The organism is Arenimonas malthae CC-JY-1, from assembly GCF_000747075.1.
GTDB classification, from domain to species: Bacteria; Pseudomonadota; Gammaproteobacteria; order Xanthomonadales; family Xanthomonadaceae; genus Arenimonas; species Arenimonas malthae.
Genome location: NZ_AVCH01000193.1, coordinates 1 through 24243, shown reverse-complemented (window position 1 = coordinate 24243; position 24243 = coordinate 1). Strand labels below are relative to the sequence as shown.

Genomic DNA, 24243 nt, shown 5'->3' with positions numbered 1-24243 from the left:
GTCTTAAATGCTCGGTTACATCAGGTCGGTCAGAGATGCGCTTCGGGCTTCCAAGCTGTCGGACATCCCGCCTTGGCAGAGGGCTGTGCTCGCGGAAGTGAAGCCATACACGATGGCGGGAGTGGCGCGCACGCTTTCAACAATCTCCGTTGTGGAGTACATAGTCAAACAAGGCATTCAGGGCGCGGTTGTAGAATGCGGCGTATGGCGAGGTGGTCAGATGATGGCTGCAGCGCTCTCCCTGCTGGAACTGAAGGCTGAGCGGGATATATTTCTCTTTGATACGTTCTCGGGCATGACGGAGCCAGGCGTATCGGACTTGGATCATTCGGGGGCGCCTGCTGCGCCCGTGTACATGGATTCTCTCGGCCGTCCAATTGGCAGCCGCTGGTGTGAAGCCGGGATCGATGATGTCCGACGCAACCTGAATTCCACGGGTTACCCATCTTCACGAATCCATTATGTTCAGGGCGATGTCGAAGAAACGATCCCGCGTGCTGCTCCGGAACAAATCGCCTACCTTCGCCTGGACACAGATTGGTATTCGTCCACGGCTCACGAACTTGAGCATCTTTTCCCGAGAGTGTCGCAGCATGGCGTCGTAACGATCGATGACTACGGCCATTGGTTGGGGGCCCGTCAGGCGACCGATGAGTATCTCGCGAAGAACAGGGTGCGCGCGATGATGCACAGAATTGACTATTCTGCTCGTCAGTTCGTAAAGGTCTGAAATGTGCGGGTTCGCTGGAGTGGTTGGCCCCGGCTCCTTCGATGCCGCGCTGATTGGGTCGATGGGACATTCCCTTTCGCACCGTGGACCGGATGGGCAAGGCGAATGGCGCGACCCCGCCGCCAGGATTGCCTTGGTCCATCGTCGCTTGAGTATCCTGGATCTCTCGCCCGCAGGCGCTCAGCCAATGAATTCGGCGGACGGTCGATGGGTGATTGCCTTCAATGGCGAGATCTACGACCACGCCGATCTGCGGACTGCGCTCGAGGCGGATGCGCCCCGTTCTTGGCGCGGGCATTCCGACACCGAGGTGCTGCTGGAGGCGATTGCCGCCTGGGGAGTCGAGTCGGCGCTGTCGCGATGCAATGGCATGTTTGCCCTCGCCGCATGGGATCGTCGTGAAAGGAGCTTGGTGCTCGCACGCGACCGTACCGGCGAAAAGCCGCTCTACGTAGGTGCGGTTGGTCCTGATCTCGTCTTCGCATCGGAACTCAAGGCGTTCCGCCGTCACCCGGCATGGCGGCACGCCGTGGACCCGAACGCACTCGGGTGGTTGCTCGAGATGGGCTATGTTCCAGCTCCATGGAGTATCCATCCCGGCGTATTCAAGCTGCCTGCGGGCAGCCTGCTCAGACTTTCAGCCCATGATGCGGAATGGCGCCCCTGCGTTTCCGGATTCTTGCGCAGAGCGGAGCGCTGGTGGAAGCTCGAGGACTTGGTCGCCAAGGCCAAAGCATCGCCCTGGAAGGATGGTGAGCAAGCCGCGCTGGCTGCGGTCAAGGAAACGATCGACGACGCGGTCCGCTTGCGAATGCTCGCAGACGTATCCGTCGGTGCGCTGCTTTCGGGTGGGATTGACTCGACACTGGTGGTCGCCAGCATGGCCCGCCAGTCGAGTCGACCGGTGCGTACCTTCACCGTCGGTTTCGAAGTGCCCGCAATCGACGAGGCGGGCCAAGCCCTCGCAACGGCCCGGCATCTCGGTACCCAGCACACTCAAGTCGACCTTCCGGCGGAGGCCGCGCTTTCCCTGGTGAGCCGCCTGCCCGAGGTATACGACGAGCCTTTTGCGGATGCAGCGCAACTGCCGGCCATCTTGGTCGCCGAAGCGGCTCGTCGACAGGTTGTCGTGGCACTGACTGGTGACGGTGGTGATGAAGTATTCCACGGCTACCAGCGGTATCTTGATGCCGAACGCAACTGGTCCGGGATTGGAAGGCTTCCACATGCCGTACGCTGCGTAATGGCCGGTGGATTGAGGCTTGCGGGCAGGGCATGTCCGGCCGGTGAGACGCGCAGTCGCCTGATCCGCCAGGCAGGTCGAATCGGAGTCCGAGATATCGAGGAATACGGTGCTGCGCTGATGCGGCTACCCGGTGCCCGTGGCGCGCCTCACGCGGGCGATCCGGCATGGCCGGGCGTGCCGACGGCATTGTCTGGGGCTGGGGTAGGCGAGAGGTTGCGGTTCCTCGACCAGGCATTTTCGTTGCCCGAAGGCATCCATGCCAAGCTCGATCGCGCGAGCATGTCTGTTGGGCTTGAATTGCGGGTCCCTTTGCTGGACCTGCGATTGCTGGAGCTCGCATGGCGCATGCCTCCGCAATGGCATGCGCGGGACGGCGTCGGCAAGCGGCTGCTCAGGCAACTGGCTCGGGAAGCAGCGCCGCCCGGCACGGCCCTGCGCAGGAAGCAGGGCTTCGATGTACCCGTTTCGGCATGGCTTCGAGGCCCGCTGCGCGACTGGGCCGAATCGCTACTGTCGCCGTCGGCGCTCGCGCGCGAACCCTTGCTCGATCCGTTGCATGTGCGCGCGCTCTGGGAAGATCACCTTGCGCGGCGCGCAGATCATGGATATGCACTTTGGGCGTTACTGATGTTTCGGTCGTGGAGCGAGCACCATGCCTGAAGCATTGCCACGGATACTCGTCCTGGCCAATCTGCCCTCGCACGTGCTTGGCGGTGCCGAGAACCAGGTGGCCCGATTGGTCGGGGCGTGGCGCGCCTTGGGTGCCGATGTCGAAGTGGCGGGGCACCGGATTCCGGACGGCGTGCAGGTGATCGGAGGCCACCGCGTGCGCACGCACCACCTTCGGACTTGGCCGCGATTTGGGCGGATTGGCCGCGGACTTGGATATGCTTTCTCCCTCCTGGGGCTGCTGGTAGTGCGGCGGGCGGACTTCGATGTGGCTTATTGCCGTGGGCTTGGCGATGGCGTGCTCGGCGTTGCCTTGTGGCGGTTCTTCGGTATCTGCCGCTGGAAGATCGTGGCTGTTCCAATCAATGCACGGGGGACGGGCGACGCCTATTTCCTTCGTTCGCTGCCATTGGCGCGCGTATGGTTGCGGCTTCTCGACAGGAAGGTGGACTGCTTCAATCTGATCAATGCCGAGACAGCGGCGGACCTCGATGCCCTCGGGCTCCGTCGCGCCCGCCGGACAGCTATCCCAAACGGCATTCCCATTCTCCCGCCGATAGTACGCAGGGAGGTGGCCGAAGTCCGGCGACTGGTCTGGACGGGGCGCTTCGAGCCGCAGAAAGGGCTCGACCTGCTCTTGCCTGCGCTGGCCGCGCGCCGGCGCGCAGGGGCACGCTTCCGCCTGACGCTTTGGGGCGACGGGGCAATGCGTGAGTCACTCCGGCGCCAGGTCGATGCGCTTGGCATCGGCGAGGACGTCGTGTTCGCCGGGGTCTGTCCGGCCGAGGGAGTCCGGGACGCGCTCCGCGATGCGGATGCGTTTGTGCTCCCATCGCGATACGAAGGCATGTCGAATTCCGCGCTGGAGGCAATGGAAGCGGGATTGCCCGTGCTCTGTACCCGCTGCGGGGGAATCGACAAGGAGATCGAGAACGGCGCGGGCTGGACGTGTGCGCCAGACGACGGGGGTTCACTCGATTCCGCGCTTGAGGAAATGTTCTCCTCGCCGGCCTCGGATTGGCTGGCGCGTGGCAGGCGTGCCCGCGAACTGGTGGAGGCGCATTACGCAATCGATGGCGTGGCGGTCCGCAATCTTGCGATGATCGCTTCCGTTGTGAACGAGACCGGAAGCGCCTGATGCGTGTCCTCATGGTATGCAAGCGCCAGTACACGGGTCGCGATTTGCTTGACGACCGATACGGGCGGCTGCACGAGATTCCCGCCGGGCTCGCCGCGCTCGGGCATGAGGTATTGGTCGTGGCTGCGTCCTATCGGCGTTCTGGCGCGGTCGACCGATTTGCCGATGGCGTGCACTGGCTTGGCGTCGACGTGCTGCCCTGGCCCGGTGCCCTCTTCGCCGCTTGGCGGGGCGCGGCGCGAACCTTTCGTCCGGACGTCATCGTCGCAAGCTCGGATGCACTCCACCTGGTGGCAGGCGAACGCTTTGCGCGGCGGCTGGCGTTGCCGGTGGTGCTGGATCTCTATGACGATTATGAGTCTTTCGGGCTCACAAGGCTGCCGGGCCTGCGCGCGGCGCTGCGAAGTGCCTGCACGCGGGCTGATGCCCTGGTGGCGGTCAGCAGGGCGCTCGCCGCGCTGCTGGTGGAGCGGGGAGTGGCGGTCGACCGTATCACGGTGATTGGCAACGGCGTGCCGGTTCAATTCGCCCCGGATCTGTCCCGCGACCAGGCGCGCATGGCTTTGGGGCTTCCCGGGGGGGTGCCGCTGGTAGGTACGGCCGGTGCGCTTTCGTTTGGTCGTGGTATCGACGACCTGTTCTCCGCATTCGAGCGCCTGCAGTCCTCGCGGCCAGGTGTTCGACTGGTGTTGGCGGGGCCATGCGACCGCGATGTCGGTGCGGCCATTCCCCGGGGCACGCTAGACTTGGGCCATCGACCGCATCCGGAAGTTGGCCTCGTGTTTCGCGCGCTCGATGTCGGCGTGGTCTGCAATCGGGACGACGCGTTCGCACGGGCGTGTCATCCGATGAAGCTGGTAGAGATGGCTGCGTGCGGGTTGCCGCTGGTAGCGGCCGACATAGGCGAGGTTTCGCGCCTCTTGGCGGATCGCCCGGACGCCCGGTACGTGGCCGGAGACGCAGGGATGCTGGCCCTTCGAATCGGTGCCCAGCTCGATTCGCCGGCGCCGGTGGACCCGGGGTTGGCGGAACCCTGGACCAGTCTTGCGGAGCGCTTTGCTGCTGTCCTTGATGCCACGGTCGGTGCGCACCACTGAATCGGTATAGAAAGTGCGCCCCGGTCGAGCCTGGCGTACGAGGGTCGGACTAGCCGGCCTCAGCGTTCCGGCAAGGATATGCCCAGCTCATCGGCGCGCGTGAGCATGGCGGTGGCTTGGCGGACATGGCCTTCGCTCAGCAGGCTTGCGGCCACTTGGCTGATGTACCCGGGATCCTCCCGGCTCATCTCTACGACGCGTGCGAAGGCCTTGTCCGCGGAGTCCTGGTCCTTCAGGTAGTTGAGCAGGTGGTCCCCATACTGCGCGTAGAGCTGGGCAGGCATTTCCCGGCGCGAGAGCAGGGTTCCATAGACCTTGGACAACCGTCGATCATCCAGTTCGATGCCCTTGTAGCGTTGGCCGAGCAGGCCGGTGACGGCCATGATTTCCTGGGGGCCGATCGGCTGGGTGCTTACCTTCTCCTGCATCGAATCCCACCACTCATCCTTCACCGGCTGGCCCGTACTCGCAGCCATTAGGATTAGCCCTTGCTCCGGAAGCGGGGATGAGCCCGGAAGTTTTGATCCGCGCTCGAACTCCCGCATGCCGAACGAGTAGAAGGGGGATTCGGGATCGCCATGTGCCATGCCGACGTACAGCGTGGCGAGGTCGCTGCTCGCGCGCGGCGACCCGGGGTTTATGGCCACCAACTGGGACGCGAGGTGGAACGGGTCGCCCCAAGCGGCGCTACGGAGCAGCGTCAGGAAAATGGCGAAGCAAGCCACGGTGACGACGGCGAATCGCTTGATCGCGGGTCCGTCCCGGGTCGGGATGATGCGCACCAGTTCGGTTGCGGCGAGCAGGAAGCCCAGGAGCGCGAAATAGTTCCGGTGTTCGAACACCAGCTCCAGCGGTATTACGTTGCTGGTAAGCGCATGTGCGCAAAAAAACCAGAGTATGCCCAGGGAGAAAAGCGGAAGCCTGCTCCTCAGGCGCCATGCGGAGAATGCCAGTGCTGCCAGCAGCAGTCCGCCGAAGAGGGTTGTCGGCGGATCCAACAGTCCCCGCGATACGGAATAGTTGTCGTAGTAGAAAGTCAGGTTCTGGGGCAGCGGGAGCGCCATCCATTGCAGATAGAGCGGCAGGGCCCGGAGCTGGGTCAGGAGGCGCTCTAGCAGCGTGAAGTTGCGGCCTTCGTAGGCATTTGGTTCCGCGGCGACGGGTAGGATGAAAACCAAGAAGGCAAGGAGCGCCGCCGCCACCGCGATTGAGTAGACCATGATCCAGGCCTTTTGGACCCTTTGGTCTTTGGCTCCAAATCCCAAGACCGTCAGCTCCAGTGCAAGGCAGAATGCCGGCACGAGCGCGGCTGTCTCTTTTGCGAGCAGTCCCAGACCGGTCAATGGAAGCACCGCCAGTAGCCAGGGCCATCCGGTGGCGCCCCTGGCCTGGGCGAGGCGTCCCTTGAGATAGGCGTTCAGGGCCAGCAGCGCGAACAGCAGGGAAAGCGTCTCCATGCGCTGCACGACATACAGCACGGTCGAGACTTGCAGCGGGTGCGCCGCCCAGAGCAGCGCGATGAGGAAAGCAAGCCGGGTGTGAGGTCCGCTTGGGGTGTCCCGTGAGTCAAGCAGCTGGCGGAGGAGCAGGAAGACGAGGATCGTGTTTAGAAGATGAACCAGCAGGCCGCTCGTCTTGAAGCCCTTCGGGTCCATGCCACCCGTGGCGTGGTCGATTGCAAACGAGATGGTCGCGATCGGTCGACCGTAGGTCCCCGATTCATAGGCGCCGGCCGCCCGACGCATCGATTCCAGGTCGATTGCATCCGCGTGGATTCGCTCGTTGGTGACGATATTGGGATAGTCGTCGAACAGGAAATCCCCACCCAGCCCCGGATAATAGGCGGCTGTGGTCAACGCGAGCAGCAGGGCTGCCCAGAGCCACAAGGGGGCGGGTCTTTTCGTCATGTTGGGGCTCTCGGGCTAAGGCGTGGCGCTGCCGGTGTCTGACGAATGGTACATCGCGTCAGCAGCGAAGCGAGCCTGGATCGGCTTGACTGGAAGCCTTGGAACGACGCCCCGGCGCGGGTCGTGGCGATGTCTCGCGGGCGGTGGCCGACGGCCCGAAATGGGCCTCGACGGCGGCTGCCTCGTTTACTGGCAGCCTTCGGGCTTGTAGCGGTCCTCCGCCACGGTCGTGGTGCAGCGCCAGATGCCTGTGCTGTTGCGCTCGATCCGCACGACGAGTCCGTTGATCCGGGGATGGCCGGCGAGCGTGCACTGGATGTAGCCGAGCGTCGGAGACGGATCCATGCTCAGCGTGCTGCAGCGCGGGGTGGGGGATCGAAGGCCAATGTCCCCGATCGCGAAACTGCTGGAGTTGTTGGCGATGACCTGCGCTTCATAAAGCGCCTTGCCTGCCGTGATGTCGGCCAGGCCTGCCGTAACCTGGGACCGGATGGTGTAGTCCTGATAGGCCGGGATGGCAATGGCGGCCAGGATGGCGATGATCGCGACTACGATCATCAGTTCGATCAACGTGAAACCCTTCATCTGGCGCATGCATTGTCCCCTTGCTGCAGCCGAAACGATCGCGGTGTGAGTCCTCTACGCACTGCGGGAGAGGATTTCTCCTCTCCCGCAGCGAGTCCTACTACAACAGGGTCCCAGAGGCAGGATCCTGATTACGGCTCGCAGCCGCCCGGGATGTACTTGGCGTCGATGCCGGCGGTGACGCTGCAGATCCAGGCGCCCGAGGTGTTGCGCGTCAGCAGGACGCTCTCGCCGCTAACCTTCGGGTTGCCAGTCAGCACGCACTCCAGTTCGCCGGTCTCGCCGGGGGTCACGTTGATCGCCGAGCAACGGGCGGTATCGTCAGCAAGGCCGATATCGGCGTTGTCGAAGGTGCTCGGCGTGCCCTTGTTGATGATTTCCTCGAACGCGGTCACGCCGCCACGGATGTCGGCCAGGCCAGCGGTGACCTGCGAACGGGCGATGTAGTCCTGATACGCCGGCAGCGCGATGGCAGCCAGGATGGCGATGATCGCGACCACGATCATCAGCTCGATCAGGGTGAAGCCTTTCTGGATGTTCTTCATGGGTGAATCCCCTAGGTGGATTGTGGTTGTCACGTCTTCGAACGGTTATCCCGTCCTTGGGTAGCCGTGCCGAAGCACGTGCTATATCGGTGATGCATCAACTGTGCCAGCCGCATTACGCGACCGTCACAGGCCGGAATATAGGCATAAGGTTGAACGCAAGGCCAGCCAAGAACGGGACAGGCGGCACGGTTTTCCGGGCGGTCGTCAGAATGTGACGCAAAGCGTCAGTTTGTGTCGCGGCAACCTGTGAACTGCATCACACAGTGACGCAAACGACCCGTCGGATCACTCCATCCCCAGCTTCTTCAACTTGTACCGCAGCGCCCGGAAAGTGATGCCCAGCTGGGCGGCGGTCTTGGTCTTGTTGTAGCGGTTCGCCTCGAGTGCCTTCTGGATGGTCTCGCGCTCCATCTGCTCGATGGCGTCGGGCAGGGCGGTGCCGTCGGCCAGGCCGGGCGGGATGGCGGGCGAGGGCGCCGCGGCGATGGGGCGCAGCGGCATGTCGGCCTCCTGGCCGATCAGGCTGTCCACCTGGGGCAGGTACAGGTCGGCCACCTCGATGGTCTGGCCGTCGCACAGGGCCACGGCACGCTCGAGGATGTTCTCAAGCTCGCGCACGTTGCCCGGGAAGGGGTAGGCCGCCAGCGCCGCCTCGGCCTCTTCCGACAGGGCAGGCAGCCGATCGGCCTGGTCGCCGGCCAGGCGCTTGAGGATGGCCTCGGCGATCACCGGGATGTCCTCGCGGCGCTGGCGCAGCGGCGGCACCGCCAGCTCGATCACGTTGATGCGGTAGTACAGGTCCTGGCGGAACTTGCCGTCTTCCACCAGCTTGGCCAGGTTCTTGTGCGTGGCCGACAGGATGCGCACGTCGACCGGCAACTCGGCCTGGGCGCCCACGGGGCGCACGGATTTCTCCTGGATCACGCGCAGCAGCTTCACCTGCATGTGCAGCGGCAGCTCGGCCACTTCGTCCAGGAACAGGGTGCCGCCGTTGGCGGCCTGGAACAGGCCTTCCTTGTCGGCGTGGGCGCCCGTGAAGCTGCCCTTCTTGTGGCCGAACAGCTCGCTTTCCATCAGCTCGGACGGGATGGCGCCGCAGTTCACCGGCACGAAGCTGCCGCCCGCGCGCGAGCCCTGTTCGTGGATCAGCCGGGCCACCAGCTCCTTGCCCACGCCCGATTCGCCGCTGATGTACACCGGCGCCTGGCTGCGCGCGACGCGCTGGATGGTCTGGCGCAGCTGCTGCATGCGCGGCGAATCGCCCAGCAGGCGCGCGCTGGCCGGCATGGCCTTGCGCTGTTCGTTGAGGTCGAGGGCGTGCTGCACCAGCCGGCGCAGCACCGCCAGGTCCACGGGTTTGGTGACGAAGTCGAAGGCGCCGGCCTTGAGTGCGTTCACCGCGGCCTCGACGTTGCCGAAGGCGGTGATCATGGCCACCGGGATGTCCGGGTAGCGCTGGGCGATGTGTTCGATCAGTTCCTGGCCGGAACCATCCGGCAGGCGCATGTCGGTCAGGCACAGGTCGTAGGCGCCCTGGGCCAGCTGGGCCTTGGCCGAGGCCACGTCGGCGGCGGTATCCACCCGCAGGCCCATTCGGCCCAGGGTGAGGACCAGAAGCTCCCGGATGTCGCGCTCGTCATCTACTACCAGGGCGCTGCGGGGGGTTGCCATGCGGTCAGGAAGGGCTGGGGACCCCTACACATTAGCTGAACACGGCCGTCTCAGGCCAGATTGAGCCGGCCCGGGCTGGCCTCGTCCTTCATCAGGGTCATGCCCGGCGGCAGGATGATGCGGAAGCAGCTGCCGCCGCCCGGCACCGGCTGGTAGCTCAGGGTGCACTGGTTGGCTTCGCACAGCTGCTGGGCGATGTAGAGGCCCAGGCCGGTGCCATGTTCGCTGGTCGTATAGAAAGGAGTGAAGATCTGGCTGGCCACGGCCGGCGGGATGCCCGGGCCGCGGTCGATCACGTTCAGCTCCGGCGGGGCGCCCGGCGGGGCGGTGCGCACCGACACCGTAACCTTGGCCGGTTCGCCCGGCATGCGACCGTAGGTCAGGGCGTTCTGGACCAGGATGGTCAGCACCTGGTGCAGGTGCCGCGGGTCGGCCATGGCCAGCACGCTGCGCTCGCTCACCGACTGCAGGATGTCGGTTTCCAGCGGGTGGCTGGCCCGGTACTCGTCCACGAACCTGCGGGCGAACTGGCTGATGTCGATCGACTCGGGCTGGCTGCGCTCGCGCCGGGCCAGGCCCAGGATGTCCTGGACGATGCCGTTCATGCGGTGGCACTGGGTGTGGATGATCTCCAGCAGGCGCTTGTCGGCCTCGGGCAGCTCCGTGGCCTCTTCCAGAAGCTGCACCGAATACATGATGGCCGCCAGCGGGTTGCGGATCTCGTGGGCGATGGAGGCCGAGAGCCGGCCCAGGGTGGCCAGGGTCAGCTCCTCGGCCCGGTCCGAGAACACCCGGCTGTCGTCGAGGAAGATCAGGAACAGGTTGTCGGTGAGGCTCAGGGAGACGAAGCGGGGCAGCACCTCGGGGGTGCCGTCGCCCAAGGTCATGGCCTTGGGCGTCTCGCCCCGGCCCTGGCGCCAGGTGAGCAGGGCGCGATGCAGGGGCATGGCGATGTCGGCCAGCTGCCGGCGGTCTGGCGAGGGTTTGCCCAGCAGGCCCCAGGCCGCCTCGTTGCACACCTTCACCAGGTGCTCGCCGTCCACCACCAGGATGCCGGTGCGCATGCGCCGGATCACCAGCTCGTTGATCTCGGCCTGGTTGGCCAGCTCCTCGCCGCGCTGCTCGGCCAGGGCCTGGGATTCGAGCACCTGGCGGCTGAGTAGTTCGCACAGCACCGCCGTGGCCAGGTAGGTCACCGAGAACATCACCGATTCGGCCAGCGGGCGGGCGCTTTCCGAAGCAATGGCGCGCAGGTACAGGCTGTCGGCCAGCACCACCGCGCAGGCCGCGCCCGCGAAGCCGAGGCCGGCCTTCTGCGGCAGGATGAGCGCGCCCGCGCCCACGTTGAACAGCAGCAGCAGGGCCACGCCGCCCTGGCTGCCGCTGGTGGTGGCCAGCACCAGGGCGGCCACCAGGATGTCGATGGCCAGGCCGATGCCGGCCTGGCGGGCGGCGCTGAGCTCGCTGCGGTAGCCGGCGATGAGCAGCGAGATCGCGGCCACCATGTACAGCACCACGATGGTCTGCAGCATCGCCGGTTCGCGGATCTGCAGCAGGAACTCGCCGGCCGGGCTGAAGGCCACCAGGGCCAGCAGGCACGCCTCCAGCACGCGGTAGAGCGTGAAGAAGTACAGCTCCCGCCGCTGGGGGCTGGGGTTGGCCGGTTTTCGGGGGGTGGACGCCATGGCCCCCAGTATGCCCTGCGGCCGGCTTGTCAAGGCAGGGGGCTTTTTGCGTTGGGCGGGCGCTGTCGGCGACAATACCGCCCCCGTTCGCGACCCCATCCCCATACAAGGTATCGGCATGAACTTCCACGAATACCAAGCCAAGCAGCTGTTCGCCGACTACGGCATCGCCGTCCCGGCGGGCCGCGTCGCCCGCTCCCCCGATGAGGCCGTGGAAGCGGCCAAGGCCATCGGCGGCGACTTCTGGGTGGTCAAGGCGCAGATCCACGCCGGCGGCCGCGGCAAGGCCGGCGGCGTCAAGCTGGCCAAGACCCTCGAGGACGTGCGCAAGTACGCCGAGGGCATGCTCGGCACCAAGATGGCCACCTACCAGACCGCCGGCGTCGAACTGCCGGTGGATTCGGTGCTGGTGACCCAGGCCACTGACATCGCCAAGGAGCTCTACCTCTCGGTGCTGGTCGACCGCGCCACCCGCTCCATCACCTTCATCGCCTCGGCCGAGGGCGGCATGGAGATCGAGCAGGTCGCCGCCGAGAACCCGGACGCGATCAAGTCGCTCAACGTCAACTTCGTGCAGGGCCTGCAGCCCTACCAGTGCCGCGAAATGGGCTTCGCCCTGGGCCTGAACGCCAAGCAGGTCAACCAGCTGAGCAAGATCATGCTGGGCCTGTACAAGCTGTTCAACGAAAAGGACCTGGCGCTGGTCGAACTCAACCCGCTGGCCATCCTCACCAACGGCGACCTGGCCGTGCTCGACGGCAAGATCAACTCCGACGACAACGCCACCTTCCGCCACCCGGAACTGGCCGCCATGCGCGACATCCGCCAGGAAGACGAGACCGAGGTCCTGGCCTCCAAGCATGACCTCAACTACGTCACCATGGACGGCAACATCGGCTGCATGGTGAATGGCGCCGGCCTGGCCATGGCCACCATGGACGTGATCAAGCTCAACGGCGGCGAGCCGGCGAACTTCCTCGACGTGGGCGGCGGCGCCAACAAGGAGCGCGTCACCGAGGCCTTCAAGCTCATCCTGTCCTCGGACAAGGTCAAGGCCATCTTCGTCAACATCTTCGGCGGCATCGTGCGCTGCGACATGATCGCGGAAGGCATCATCGCCGCGGTGAAGGAAGTGGGCGTCAAGATCCCCGTCATCGTGCGCCTCGAAGGCACCAACGTGGAGAAGGGCAAGGAGCTGCTGCGCAACTCCGGCCTTGCCATCATCCCGGCCGACGACATCAACGACGGCGCCAAGAAGTCCGTCGCCGCCGTCGCCGCCTGAGCCCACAAGGACATCCTCCATGAGCGTTTTGATCAACAAGAACACCAAGGTCATCGTCCAGGGCTTCACCGGCCAGCAGGGCACCTTCCACGCCGAGCAGATGGTCGAGTACGGCACCAAGGTCGTCGGCGGCGTCACCCCGGGCAAGGGCGGCACCACCCACATCGGCCTGCCGGTGTTCAACACCGTGCGCGAGGCCGTCGATGAAACCGGCGCCGACGCGTCCGTCATCTACGTGCCGCCGCCGTTCGCGGCCGACGCCATCCTCGAGGCGGCCGACGCCGGCATCCGCGTGATCGTGTGCATCACCGAGGGCATCCCGGTGCTGGACATGCTGCGCGTGAAAAACACCCTGCGTGGCTACGACGACGTCGTGCTGATCGGCCCGAACTGCCCCGGCGTCATCACCCCGGGCGAGTGCAAGATCGGCATCATGCCGGGCCACATCCACATGCCGGGCAAGATCGGCATCGTGTCGCGCTCGGGCACGCTGACCTATGAAGCCGTGAAGCAGACCACCGACGCCGGCCTCGGCCAGTCGACCTGCATCGGCATCGGCGGCGACCCGATCAACGGCACCAACTTCATCGACGCCCTGAAGCTGTTCCAAGACGACCCGCAGACCGAGGGCATCATCATGGTCGGCGAGATCGGCGGCAGCGCCGAGGAAGAAGCGGCCGAGTTCATCGCCGAGTACGTGACCAAGCCGGTGGTCGGCTTCATCGCCGGCGCCTCGGCCCCGGCCGGCAAGCGCATGGGCCACGCCGGCGCCATCGCCTCCGGCGGCAAGGGCACCGCGGCCGGCAAGTTCGAGGCCCTCGAGAAGGCCGGCGTCACCACGGTGAAGAGCCCGGGCGACCTGGGCAAGGCCATCGCGGCGAAGCTGAAGGGCTGAGCCGTGAAGGGGGCGTTCCGGTCGGACGCCCCCTGTTTCACTGCCGCTCTCCGGAAGTTTGGACGGTAACCGGGTGGCGGGTATCCCCTATCGCCCCGAAATCGATGGCCTGCGCGCCATCGCCGTGCTTTCTGTCGTCCTTTACCACGTCGACGCGACGATCCTCCCCGGCGGATTCGTCGGCGTCGATGTTTTCTTCGTGATCTCCGGTTATCTGATCACCTCTCTGCTCGCCACTGAGCTGGGGGCAACAGGTCGCATCGACCTGGCCGCGTTCTACGCCAGGCGAGTGAAGCGGCTGATGCCTGCTCTGGTTCTTGTCGTGGCCGCGGTGGTGGCCATATACGCCTTGTTGGCCATGGTTTCCGGCGCAGGCATCCAGGACCTCGTGCGATCTGCCGTGGCCTCGCTCGCCTTTTTCCCGAACATCCACTTCAAGGGAACCACCGGCGGCTACTTCGAGCCTGCGGCGGACGAGCTTCCGCTCCTGCACCTGTGGTCGCTGGGCGTCGAAGAGCAGTTCTACCTACTCTTCCCTCTACTGCTGTGGCTGCTGCTTTCAGGGGGAAGGCGCCTGGCGGGGGCGGCTCTGTTCCTGTCTTGCCTGGCATCGCTGGTGCTTGCCGAGGTTTGGCTGCGCACCGACCCGGAATCCGCTTTCTTCCTGATGCCTGCGAGGCTCTGGGAGCTGGGCGCAGGCGCGCTGGTGGCGCTGTCCCCTGCCAACGGCAGGCTTCGGGGCGATGGCAGCGTTTCCGCTGCCGCGGGTTTGGCGTTGATTGGCCTTGCCGCGGCAACGACGGGTGTTTGGCTTCCATTTCCTGGCCTGGGGGCGCTCCCGGCAGTGGTGGGCAGCGTGCTCGTGCTTTACAGCGTCCACGTCCATCCCGCCGCGGATGCGACGCATGGCGCGGCCGCCTGGCTGCGCTGGCGACCGTTTGTGGCGTTGGGCCTGCTTTCGTACTCGTGGTATCTCTGGCATTGGCCCTTGCTGGTGCTTGAGCGCAAGCTCAATTTCGCCCCCGCCCAGCTGGAAACGAGGTTGTTGGTTGCCTTGCTGGCGCTTGGCCTGGCATGGGTCAGCTACCGATTCGTGGAGACCCCCGTCCGCCAGTCGCGGCGGTTGCCGGCACGCAGGGCCCTGCTTCTCGGTGCACTGGCCATCCTGGGGATGATCGCCCTGCTTGGCGGGCTCGACCGCCGCCTGCAGCCTGCCCACAGGGAGCCGACGCTGGCGGAACGCACGCGCATGGATCGACCGCAGGACCAGCGGCGCTGCCACGTCTACCTGAAGTCGGAAGTCGAATCCCTGGATCCCGGCGGTTGCGTGCAGGGCAGCGGTTCTTCACCGGAGTTCGCGGTATGGGGTGATTCGCACGCCTTGGCGTGGCGCCCGTTCGCCAGGCGGCTGGCGGAAGACGCCGGGGCCCAGTTCATTTCGGTGAGCATGGACTCCTGCCCCCCGGTGGAACGCTATTCCGGATACCGCGCCGACATACCGACCCACGCCCGCGATTGCAGGCGGTTCAATGGCCGGGTTCTCGAATTCCTTGCCACCGCGGCGCCACAGCGGATCATCATCGCCGCCCGCTGGACGAGCTACCTCGCGCCCGGGGGCGTGTCCCCACGACCGCGTGACAAGGCAATGTCGCCGGAGCAGTTCGAAGCCGCCCTGGACACGGTGGTTTCGAAGTTGGCGGGCAAGCAGGAGGTGCTACTGATCGCTCCGGTTTCCGAGCTTCGGCGCGGCGCTCCCGAGTGCATCGAGAGCCGGCGTGAGAAGGAATGCGCGTATACGCGCCAGGAGGTGCTGGATTCCACTGCAGCCGCCAGGCGCCTGCTGCTGTCGGTCGCCGCCAGGCACTCGAACGTGACGGTGGTCGATGCCATGGATTTCTTCTGCGATGGAGTGTCCTGCCCGGTCACCCGGGATGGATACGGACTCTTCTGGGACGACGACCATGTGTCTGCCACGGCTGCCGCGGCTTTCGCCGACCGCTTCCTGGCAGACCCGGCGCGATACACTCTTGGGGCGCCCTCGATTATGGATCCGGTCAACCCGCGAGAGATGCCGATCGATGCAGACGAGTAACGCGACCACCCTCCGCCTCGCCCTCGCCCAGTTCGACTTCCCCGTGGGAGCCGTGCAGGCGAACGCGCGCCGCATCGCCGGGCTCATCGCCGAGGCGCGCGACCGGCACGGCGCCGACCTGGTGCTGTTCCCCGAGCTGGCGATTTCCGGCTATCCGCCGGAAGACCTGCTGCTTCGCCCGGCGTTCCTGGCCGCTTGCGAGGCGGCGCTGGCCGAGGTGGCGAAGGCCTGCACCGGCATCACCGCCGTGGTGGGCTGGCCGCAGGCGGCGGGCGCCATCGTGTACAACGCCGCCAGCGTGCTGCGCGACGGACGGATCGAGGCCACCTACCGCAAGCGCGAACTGCCCAATTACGCGGTGTTCGACGAACGCCGCTATTTCGACGTGGACCCGGACGGCGGCGCCTTCGCCTTCGAGGTGAAGGGCGTCCAGGTCGGCCTGGTCATCTGCGAAGACCTCTGGTTCCCCGAGCCGCTGGCCCAGACCGCCGCGCTTGGCGCCGAACTGGTGCTGGTGCCCAACGCTTCGCCCTTCGAGCGCGACAAGACCGCGCAGCGCGACATGCTGCTGGCCCAGCGCGTGCAGGAAGCCGGCGTGGCCGTGGCCTACCTCAACGCCGTGGGCGGCCAGGACGAGCTGGTGTTCGACGGCGCCTCGGTGCTGGCCGACGGCGACGGCGGCGTGCACCCCGCGGCACGCGCCTTCGAGGACCACTGGCTGGTGGCCGACTTCGATGCCGGCACGCGCCGCTTCAGCCGCCTGCACTGGCCGGAGGAGGAGGACGAAAGCCACGCCTCGCTGGCCTACCGCGCCATCGTGCGCGGCATCCGCGACTATTGCGGCAAGAATGGCTTCGACCGCGTCTGGCTGGGCCTGTCCGGCGGCATCGATTCGGGCCTGGTGCTGGCGCTGGCGGTGGACGCGCTCGGCGCCCGCAACGTCAACGCCGTGCGCCTGCCCTCGCGCTACACCAGCGACCTGAGCAACGACCTGGCCAACGAGCAGGCGCACCTGCTCGGCGTGCGGCTGGAAACGGTGGCCATCGAAACGCCGTTCGAAGGCTTCCTGCAGGCGCTGGCGCCGCTGTTCGACGGCCTCGCGCCCGGCATCGCCGAGGAGAACCTGCAGTCGCGCAGCCGCGGCGCGCTGATGATGGCGCTCTCGAACAAGTTCGGCGGCCTGCTGCTCACCACCGGCAACAAGAGCGAATACGCGGTGGGCTACGCCACCATCTACGGCGACATGTGCGGCGGATTCGCGCCCATCAAGGACCTGTACAAGACCGAGGTCGTGTCGCTGTGCCGCTGGCGCAACGCGCAGTCACCGGCCATTCCCGAACTGGTGATCACCCGCCCGCCTTCGGCCGAGTTGCGCGAGAACCAGACCGACCAGGATTCATTGCCGCCCTACGACGTGCTCGACGGCATCCTGCTGCGTTACGTCGACCAGGAGCGTTCCCCGGCCGAGATCGTCGGCGACGGTTTCGACGCCGCCACCGTGGAGCGCGTGCTGCGCCTGGTGCGGGTGAACGAATGGAAGCGGCGCCAAGCCGCCCCGGGCCCCAAGCTGTCGCGGCGCGCCTTCGGCCGCGAGCGCCGCTACCCGATCACGTCCGGCTGGCGCGACTGACGCGCCGCTCCCGCGGGAAGCGGCGGGCTTACTTGCCCGAGAACGGGTTGAGCTTGCCGAAGAAGCCTCGGCCGCGCGGCCAGTCGCCTTCCAGGTACGGGTGGTCGGCGTAGTTCTGCTCGAGCACCTTGCGGGCGTCGGCGGCCAGGTCGTCCTGGCCCAGCGCGGTGTAGGACGCCGCCATCAGCGCCAGCGCGTCGCCCTCGTACTCGCTCTGCGGGTAGGTCTGGAGGATGTACTTGCCGCGGTTGGCGGCGGCCACGAAGGCGTCGCGCTGCAGGTAATAAAGGCCGACGTTGATTTCGTGGCGGGCCAGCTGGTTGCGCAGGTAGATCATGCGCTGGCGGGCGTCCGGGGCGTAGCGGCTGTTCGGGTAGCGGCGCACGACCTCGGCGAAGTCGTTGAGCGACTGCGTGGTGGCGCCCAGGTCGCGCGAGGACATGTCCTGGCGGGCGATGCGCAGCAGCGTGGCCTTGTTGTGGTCGAAGTTGACCAGCGCCTTGAGGTAATAGGCGTAGTCGATGTGGCGGTGGGTCGGGTAGGTGCGGATGAAGCGGTTGATCGAGGAGGTGGCTTCCTCGGTCTTGGCCTGGCGGTACTGCACGTAGGCCAGCTCCAGCTGCGCCTGCTCGCTGTAGGCGCCGTACGGGAAGCGCGCGACCAGGCGCTGGTAGTAAAGGGCCGACCGGTTGAAGTTGCCCGCCTGCAGCGCCGACTTGCCTTCGGCGTACATGGCTTCGACCGGCAGGGTTTCGGTCGGCTTCTCGGCGTCCTTGTCGAACAGGCGGCCCATGGTCTTGCAGCCGGCAAGGCTGGCGACGAGCACCAGGAGGGCGAAAAGTCGGAGCAGGCCGGTCGGTCGGGTCATCAGGAGGGCAGGTCAGGACGCTGCGGGCAGCAAGTTCGGGGATAATACCGGAAAGCCCGCTGTCGCCTCCATGAACCGGGGCCGGCCCCTTCCCAGGCCCCAGGAACCCCGCCCATGCCCCCGATTCCCACCCCCGACACCGACGATTCCGAGCGCGAACTGCTCGAGGCCAGCGTGCCCCTGGCCTCCGCCGGCCGCCGCTTCGACCAGGTGCTGGCCGAGCTCTTCCCCGACTTCTCGCGCTCGCGCCTGAGCGAGTGGATCAAGTCCGGCGACGCCCTGCTCGATGGCCGCCTGGTCAAGCCCAAGGAAGCGGTGCGCGGCGGCGAACCCATCACCCTGTCGGTGCGCATGGAAGTCGAAACCGATGCCCAGCCCGAGGACATCCCGCTCGACATCCTGTACGAGGACGAGGACGTGCTGGTGGTCAACAAGCCGGCTGGCCTGGTGGTGCACCCCGGCGCCGGCAACCCGCGTGGCACCCTGGTCAATGCCCTGCTGAACTTCGACGCGCGCCTGGCCGAACTGGCCCGCGCCGGCATCGTGCACCGCCTCGACAAGGACACCTCGGGCCTGATGGTGGTCGCCCGTACGCTGCGCGCCCACACCTCGCTGGTCGAGCAGCTTTCTGGCCGCGAAGTGCACCGCCAGTACCTGGCCGTGGTGCAGGGCACCATGGTGGCCGGCAGCACGGTGAACGAACCCATCGGCCGCCACCCCACCGACCGGGTGCGCATGGCCGTGGTGAAGGAAGGCGGCCGCGATGCCGTCACCCATTACCGCGTGCGCGAGAAGTTCCGCGCCCACACCCTGGTGGAGTGCCGCCTGGAAACCGGCCGCACCCACCAGATCCGCGTGCACATGGCGTACGTGCGCCATCCCATCGTCGGCGACCCGCTGTACGGCGGCTCCTACCGCCAGCCCAAGGCCGCCACCGAGGCGCTGGCGGCGCGCCTGCAGGGCTTCAGGCGCCAGGCCCTGCACGCCGAGAAGCTGACCTTCCGCCACCCGGCCACCGGCGAGCCCGTCACCACCGAGGCGCCGATGCCCGAGGACATGCTGGGCCTGCTGCACGACCTGCGCGAAGACACCGCGGCCTTCAAGGGCTGAGCGATGCCGGCGCCGGCCTGGTTCGACGCCGACTGGCCCGCCCCGCCGGGCGTGCGTGCGCTCACCACGCTGCGCGGCGGCGAGGGCGTGTCGGCGCCACCTTTCGACCGCTTCAACCTGGGCCTGCGCTGCGGCGACGACCCGGACGCGGCCCGCGAAAACCGCCGCCGCCTGGCGGAGTGGCTGGCGCTGCCGTCGCCGCCGCGCTGGCTCGACCAGGTGCATGGCACCGCCGTGCACCGTGCGCTCGCCGGTGCCGCGCCGCCGGAGGAACCGCAGGCCGACGCCAGCGTCACCGGCGAGCCGGGCGTGGTGCTGGCCGTGCTGACCGCCGACTGCCTGCCGGTGGTGTTCGCCGCCCGCGATGGCAGCGAAGTGGGCGTGGCGCATGCCGGCTGGCGTGGCCTGGCGGCCGGCGTACTGGAAGCCACGGTGGCGGCGATGCACACGCCACCCGGACGGCTGCTGGCCTGGCTCGGCCCGGCGGCGGGGCCGCAGGCCTATGAAATCGGCGCCGAGGTGCGCGACGCCTTCGTGGCCACCGACCCGGACGCCGGCACGGCCTTCGTGGCCACGCGTCCGGGCCACTGGCGCGTCGACCTGTATGCCCTGGCCCGACGCCGCCTCGCAGCGGTTGGCGTGGCGGAAGTGCACGGCGGCAACCGCTGCACCATCAGCGAGCCGGCGTCCTTCTTCTCGCACCGCCGCGACGGCCGCAGCGGCCGGCTCGCCACGCTCGTCTGGACGCTGAACAACTGACATCCGGCAGGTGATGCCGCGCCTCGCTTGTGCGAACGTGCGTCGGTCCCCCCACCGGAGTCACCCGATGCGTCGAGCCTTGCTGGCCCTGCTGTTCCTCGCGGCAACGCCCGCTTCCGCCGCCACGGTGGCCGAAGCCGAGGCCCTGCTCAAGGCCCGCGACCCGCGCGCCGCGGGCGCGGTTGCGCCGCTGCTGGCGGCCAAGCCGCGCGACCCCGCCGTCCGCGTGCTGCAGACGCGGGTGCTGCTGCAGCAGCGCAAGGCCAAGGACGCGCTTGAGTTCGCCGAGGAAACCGTGGAGATGGCGCCCGACTACGCCCCGGCGCACTACTGGCTGGGCAATGCCTTCGGCGCCCGCATCGGCCAGGTGGGCATGCTGTCGCAGGCCTCGATGGCGCCGAAGATCCGCGCCTCGTTCCAGCGCGCGCTCGACATCGACCCCAACCTGCACGCCGCCCGCATTGGCCTGGTGGAGTTCTACCTGCAGGCCCCCGGCATCGTCGGCGGCAGCGTGGACGAGGCCCGCAGGCAGGCCGACGAACTCAAGCGCCGCGATCCGCCGTACGGCCACTACGCCCGCGCCCGCGTGCTGGCCAAGGAGGGCAAGGAAGCGCAGGCCAGGCAGGCCTACCTGGCCGCGCACGCCGCGCGCCCGGAACAGGCCGAATTCCGCATGGCCGCCGGCCTGGCCCACCAGCAATCGGGCGACTGGGAGCGGTCGTTCGCGATCTTCGAAGCCTGGACCCGCGAAGACCCCAAGGCCGCCGGCGCCTGGTACCAGATCGGCCGCGCCGCGGCGCTCTCGGGCCAGCGCCTCGAGATCGGCGCCGACGCCCTGCGCCGCTACCTGTCGCTGCCGGCCGCGGTGGGCGACCCCGAGCCGAAACACGCCTGGTACCGGCTGGGCCAGGTGCTGGTGCATGCCGGCGACAAGGCGGGCGCACGGGCGGCTTTCCAGCAGGCGCTGAAGGCCGACCCGAAGTTCGCGGAGCCCAAGGCCGAGCTCGCCAAGCTCTGAGGTCCATCCGCCGGCGCGTCCCCGCGCTTGAAATGGCCGCCTGGGGCCGCCATTTCGAGGGCATGCGGGCGGCAAGGCGCCGCCCCCTGCCTTTCAAGGGGAACCCCCGATGCGGATGGACAAACTGACCTCGCGCTTCCAGCAGGCCCTGAGCGACGCGCAGTCGCTGGCCGTCGGCCGCGACCACAACCTGATCGAACCGGCGCACGTGCTGCTGGCCCTGCTCGACCAGCAGGGCGGCAGCACCCGGCCCACGCTGGCGCAGGCCGGCGTGAACGTCGCGGCCCTGCGCCAGCGGCTGGCCGAGGCGCTCGACAAGCTGCCGAAGGTGTCCGGCCAGGAGGGCAACCTCTCGGTCGGCAACGACCTGGCGCGGCTGCTGAACCTGAGCGACAAGCTGGCGCAGCAGCGCGGCGACGCCTTCATCGCCAGCGAACTGTTCGTGCTGGCCTGCCTGGACGACAAGGGCGAGGCCGGCACCGCCCTCAAGGCCGCCGGCGCGAAGAAGGAAGCGCTGGAAAAGGCCATCGACGCCCTGCGCGGCGGCGAGAAGGTGGCCGACGCCAATGCCGAGGAAAACCGCCAGGCGCTGGAGAAATACACCATCGACCTCACCGCCCGCGCGGAAAGCGGCAAGCTCGACCCGGTCATCGGCCGCGACGAGGAAATCCGCCGCACCGTGCAGGTGCTGCAGCGGCGCACCAAGAACAACCCGGTGCTGATCGGCGAGCCCGGCGTGGGCAAGACCGCCATCGTCGAAGGCCTGGCCCAGCGCATCGTCAACGGCGAAGTGCCCGAGGGCCTGCGCGGCAAGCGCGTGCTCTCGCTCGACATGGGCGCGCTGATCGCCGGTGCGAAGTTCCGCGGCGAGTTCGAGGAACGGCTCAAGGGCGTGCTCAACGACCTGTCCAAGCAGGAAGGGCAGGTCATCCTGTTCATCGACGAGCTGCACACCATGGTCGGTGCCGGCAAGGCCGAGGGCGCCATGGACGCGGGCAACATGCTCAAGCCGGCGCTGGCGCGCGGCGAACTGCACTGCATCGGCGCCACCACGCTCGACGAGTACCGCAAGTACGTGGAGAAGGACGCCGCGCTCGAGCGCCGCTTCCAGAAGGTGTTCGTGGGCGAGCCCTCGGTGGAGGACACCATCGCCATCCTGCGCGGCCTGAAGGAGCGCTACGCCGTGCACCACGGCGTGGAAATCACCGACCCGGCGATCGTGGCGGCGGCGACGCTGTCGCATCGCTACATCGCCGACCGCCAGCTGCCCGACAAGGCCATCGACCTGATGGACGAGGCCGCCTCGCGCATCCGCATGGAGATCGATTCCAAGCCGGAGGAGATGGACCGCAAGGAGCGCCGCCTGATCCAGCTCAAGATCCAGCGCGAGGCCCTGAAGAAGGAGAAGGACAAGGAATCGCAGCAGCGCCTGGCCGACCTGGAGGAGGAGATCGCCACGCTCGAACGCGAGTTCAACGACCTCGAGGAAATCTGGAAGGCCGAGAAGGCCACGCTGACCGGCGCCACCAGGGTGAAGGAGCAGCTGGAGCAGGCGCGCCTGGAGCTCGAGGCGGCGCACCGCCGCCAGGACTTCGCCAAGGCCAGCGAGATCCAGTACGGCCGCATCCCCGAGCTGGAAAAGCAGCTCGCCGCGGCGCAGGAAGTCGAAACCCAGGGCTTCCAGCTGCTGCAGGACAAGGTGACGGCCGAAGAGATCGCGGAAGTGGTGTCGCGCTGGACCGGCATCCCGGTGAGCAAGATGCTCGAGGGCGAGCGCGAGAAGCTGCTGAAGATGGAGGATGCGCTGCACGGCCGCGTGGTGGGCCAGCACGAGGCGGTGAAGGCGGTGTCCGATGCCATCCGCCGTTCGCGCGCCGGCCTGTCGGATCCGAACCGGCCCAATGGCTCGTTCCTGTTCCTGGGCCCCACGGGCGTGGGCAAGACCGAGCTGTGCAAGGCGCTGGCCGGCTTCCTGTTCGACACCGAGGACGCCATGGTGCGCATCGACATGAGCGAGTTCATGGAGAAGCACTCCGTGGCCCGCCTGATCGGCGCGCCCCCGGGTTACGTGGGTTATGAAGAGGGTGGCTACCTCACCGAGGCGGTGCGGCGCCGGCCCTACAGCGTGCTGCTGCTCGACGAGGTCGAGAAGGCGCACCCGGACGTGTTCAACGTGCTGCTGCAGGTGCTCGACGACGGCCGCCTCACCGACGGCCAGGGCCGCACGGTGGACTTCCGCAACACCGTGATCGTGATGACCTCGAACCTGGGCAGCCAGCACATCCAGGAGCTCAGCGGCGAGGGCGACGCGGCCTACGTGCAGATGAAGGCGGCGGTGATGGGCGTGGTGCAGTCGCATTTCCGCCCGGAGTTCATCAACCGCCTCGACGAGATCGTGGTGTTCCACCCGCTGGGCCGCGACCAGATCCAGGCCATCGCCCGCATCCAGACCGCCTACCTTTCGAAGCGGCTGGCCGAGCGGCAGATCCGGCTCGAGATCAGCGACGAGGCGCTGGCGCTGCTGGGCAACGTCGGCTTCGACCCGGTCTACGGCGCCCGTCCGCTCAAGCGAGCGATCCAGCAGCAGCTGGAGAACCCGCTGGCGCAGAAGATCCTGGCCGGCGAGTTCGGCCAGGGCGACACCGTGCGGATCGGCGCCGAAGGCGGCACCTTGACCTTCACCAAGCTCTGACCCCCTTTCTTTCCACCTGTTTCACGCGGCGGGCGGCAGCATCATGCGATGCCGTTGCACCTCGTCTGGTTCAAGCGTGACCTGAGGACCTTCGACCACGCGCCGCTGGCGGAAGCCGCGGCGCGCGGGCCGGTGCTGCCCCTGTACGTGGCCGAGCCCTCGTACTGGGCCTTGCCCGACACCAGCGGCCGGCAGTGGGAGGCGGTCGCCGATGGCCTGCGGGAATTGCGCGAGGACCTGGCGCGCCTGGGCCAGCCCCTGGTCGTGCGAATGGGCGACGCGGTCGGCGTGCTCGAAGACCTGCGCAGGCGCCACGGCATCGCCGCCCTGTGGTCGCACGAGGAAACCGGCAACGGCTGGACCTACGCCCGCGACCGCCGGGTGGCCGCCTGGGCCCGCGGCCATGGCATACCCTGGCACGAGACCCCGAGCGGAGGCGTGGTGCGCCGCTTGCGCAGCCGCAACCGCTGGGCCTCGCAGTGGGAAGCGCGTTTGGCGCCGGCGCCCCTGCCCGAACCCGGGCTGGTGCCGCTGGCCGGCATCGAGCCCGGGGCCATCCCCACCGCCGACGACCTGGGCCTGGCGCCCGACCCCTGCCCGGGCCGCCAGCGCGGTGGCCGC

At 67.5% G+C, this 24243-nt stretch carries 19 protein-coding genes; 13 read left to right on the top strand and 6 right to left on the bottom strand.

Translation table 11 applies throughout. The features are described 5' to 3' along the window. Positions 1-7 precede the first annotated feature (7 nt). Genes N790_RS15755 through N790_RS12690 form a run of 4 tightly spaced genes read left to right on the top strand, consistent with a single transcriptional unit; the run spans position 8 to position 4880 of the window. Positions 8-730: a TylF/MycF/NovP-related O-methyltransferase gene (locus N790_RS15755; protein WP_084062913.1), complete on the top strand. Its 723-nt coding sequence runs from the start codon at positions 8-10 to the stop codon at positions 728-730. Position 731: 1 nt separating this feature from the next. Continuing rightward, positions 732-2636 (top strand): asparagine synthase (glutamine-hydrolyzing), encoded by a 1905-nt coding sequence (asnB, locus tag N790_RS15750; RefSeq protein ID WP_084062912.1) that lies wholly within the window; start codon positions 732-734, stop codon positions 2634-2636. Continuing rightward, a complete protein-coding gene (locus N790_RS15350) occupies positions 2629-3783 on the top strand; it encodes a glycosyltransferase family 4 protein (protein ID WP_084062910.1) in 1155 nt (384 codons plus the stop codon). The genes asnB and N790_RS15350 overlap by 8 nt, the downstream gene beginning before the upstream one ends. Next, positions 3783-4880 (top strand): glycosyltransferase family 4 protein, encoded by a 1098-nt coding sequence (locus tag N790_RS12690; RefSeq protein ID WP_043804718.1) that lies wholly within the window; start codon positions 3783-3785, stop codon positions 4878-4880. The genes N790_RS15350 and N790_RS12690 overlap by 1 nt, the downstream gene beginning before the upstream one ends. 59 nt (positions 4881-4939) lie before the next feature. On the opposite strand, the gene N790_RS12685 is transcribed toward N790_RS12690, so the two are convergent. The 5 genes from N790_RS12685 to N790_RS12665 form a co-directional block, all read right to left on the bottom strand. Continuing rightward, positions 4940-6787, bottom strand: a complete 1848-nt coding sequence (locus N790_RS12685; RefSeq protein WP_156970076.1) for a hypothetical protein — start codon at positions 6785-6787, stop codon at positions 4940-4942. A gap of 186 nt (positions 6788-6973) precedes the next feature. Next, positions 6974-7381: a pilin gene (locus N790_RS12680; protein ID WP_043804716.1), complete on the bottom strand. Its 408-nt coding sequence runs from the start codon at positions 7379-7381 to the stop codon at positions 6974-6976. A gap of 122 nt (positions 7382-7503) precedes the next feature. Beyond that, positions 7504-7917: a pilin gene (locus N790_RS12675; RefSeq protein ID WP_043804714.1), complete on the bottom strand. Its 414-nt coding sequence runs from the start codon at positions 7915-7917 to the stop codon at positions 7504-7506. A 288-nt stretch (positions 7918-8205) separates the two neighbouring features. Further along, on the bottom strand, positions 8206-9591 hold the full coding sequence (locus tag N790_RS12670; protein WP_043804712.1) for a sigma-54-dependent transcriptional regulator: 1386 nt from the start codon (positions 9589-9591) through the stop codon (positions 8206-8208). 50 nt (positions 9592-9641) lie between these two features. Beyond that, the gene (locus N790_RS12665) at positions 9642-11276 is read right to left on the bottom strand and encodes a sensor histidine kinase (RefSeq protein ID WP_052385934.1); all 1635 of its coding nucleotides are present in this window, start codon (positions 11274-11276) and stop codon (positions 9642-9644) included. A gap of 118 nt (positions 11277-11394) precedes the next feature. Between N790_RS12665 and sucC the strand changes: the two genes are divergently transcribed. From sucC to N790_RS12645, 4 genes are all read left to right on the top strand, one after another. Further along, positions 11395-12558 (top strand): ADP-forming succinate--CoA ligase subunit beta, encoded by a 1164-nt coding sequence (gene sucC / locus N790_RS12660; RefSeq protein ID WP_043804709.1) that lies wholly within the window; start codon positions 11395-11397, stop codon positions 12556-12558. 19 nt (positions 12559-12577) lie between these two features. Then, the gene (gene sucD / locus N790_RS12655) at positions 12578-13453 is read left to right on the top strand and encodes a succinate--CoA ligase subunit alpha (RefSeq protein ID WP_043804706.1); all 876 of its coding nucleotides are present in this window, start codon (positions 12578-12580) and stop codon (positions 13451-13453) included. A gap of 73 nt (positions 13454-13526) precedes the next feature. Then, entirely contained in the window at positions 13527-15545 is a 2019-nt protein-coding gene (locus N790_RS12650) for an acyltransferase family protein (RefSeq protein WP_043804704.1), read from the top strand. Then, complete coding sequence (locus tag N790_RS12645) at positions 15532-17175, top strand: NAD+ synthase (protein WP_043804702.1); 1644 nt, start codon at positions 15532-15534, stop codon at positions 17173-17175. The genes N790_RS12650 and N790_RS12645 overlap by 14 nt, the downstream gene beginning before the upstream one ends. A 28-nt stretch (positions 17176-17203) precedes the next feature. Here N790_RS12645 and N790_RS12640 read toward each other — a convergent pair whose 3' ends face one another. After that, complete coding sequence (locus N790_RS12640; protein ID WP_052385933.1) at positions 17204-18043, bottom strand: outer membrane protein assembly factor BamD; 840 nt, start codon at positions 18041-18043, stop codon at positions 17204-17206. 114 nt (positions 18044-18157) lie between these two features. On the opposite strand from N790_RS12640, the gene rluD reads away from it, so the two are divergent. The 5 genes from rluD to N790_RS12615 form a co-directional block, all read left to right on the top strand. Continuing rightward, the gene (rluD, locus tag N790_RS12635) at positions 18158-19153 is read left to right on the top strand and encodes a 23S rRNA pseudouridine(1911/1915/1917) synthase RluD (protein WP_052385932.1); all 996 of its coding nucleotides are present in this window, start codon (positions 18158-18160) and stop codon (positions 19151-19153) included. Positions 19154-19156: 3 nt separating this feature from the next. Continuing rightward, positions 19157-19912 (top strand): peptidoglycan editing factor PgeF, encoded by a 756-nt coding sequence (gene pgeF, locus N790_RS12630; RefSeq protein WP_043804699.1) that lies wholly within the window; start codon positions 19157-19159, stop codon positions 19910-19912. A 67-nt stretch (positions 19913-19979) separates the two neighbouring features. Beyond that, positions 19980-20930: a tetratricopeptide repeat protein gene (locus N790_RS12625; RefSeq protein WP_169742187.1), complete on the top strand. Its 951-nt coding sequence runs from the start codon at positions 19980-19982 to the stop codon at positions 20928-20930. Between the two features lie 109 nt (positions 20931-21039). Beyond that, a complete protein-coding gene (gene clpB / locus N790_RS12620; protein WP_043804694.1) occupies positions 21040-23622 on the top strand; it encodes an ATP-dependent chaperone ClpB in 2583 nt (860 codons plus the stop codon). Between the two features lie 48 nt (positions 23623-23670). Then, a partial coding sequence (locus tag N790_RS12615; RefSeq protein WP_043804766.1) for a deoxyribodipyrimidine photo-lyase occupies positions 23671-24243 on the top strand: 573 nt, incomplete at its 3' end.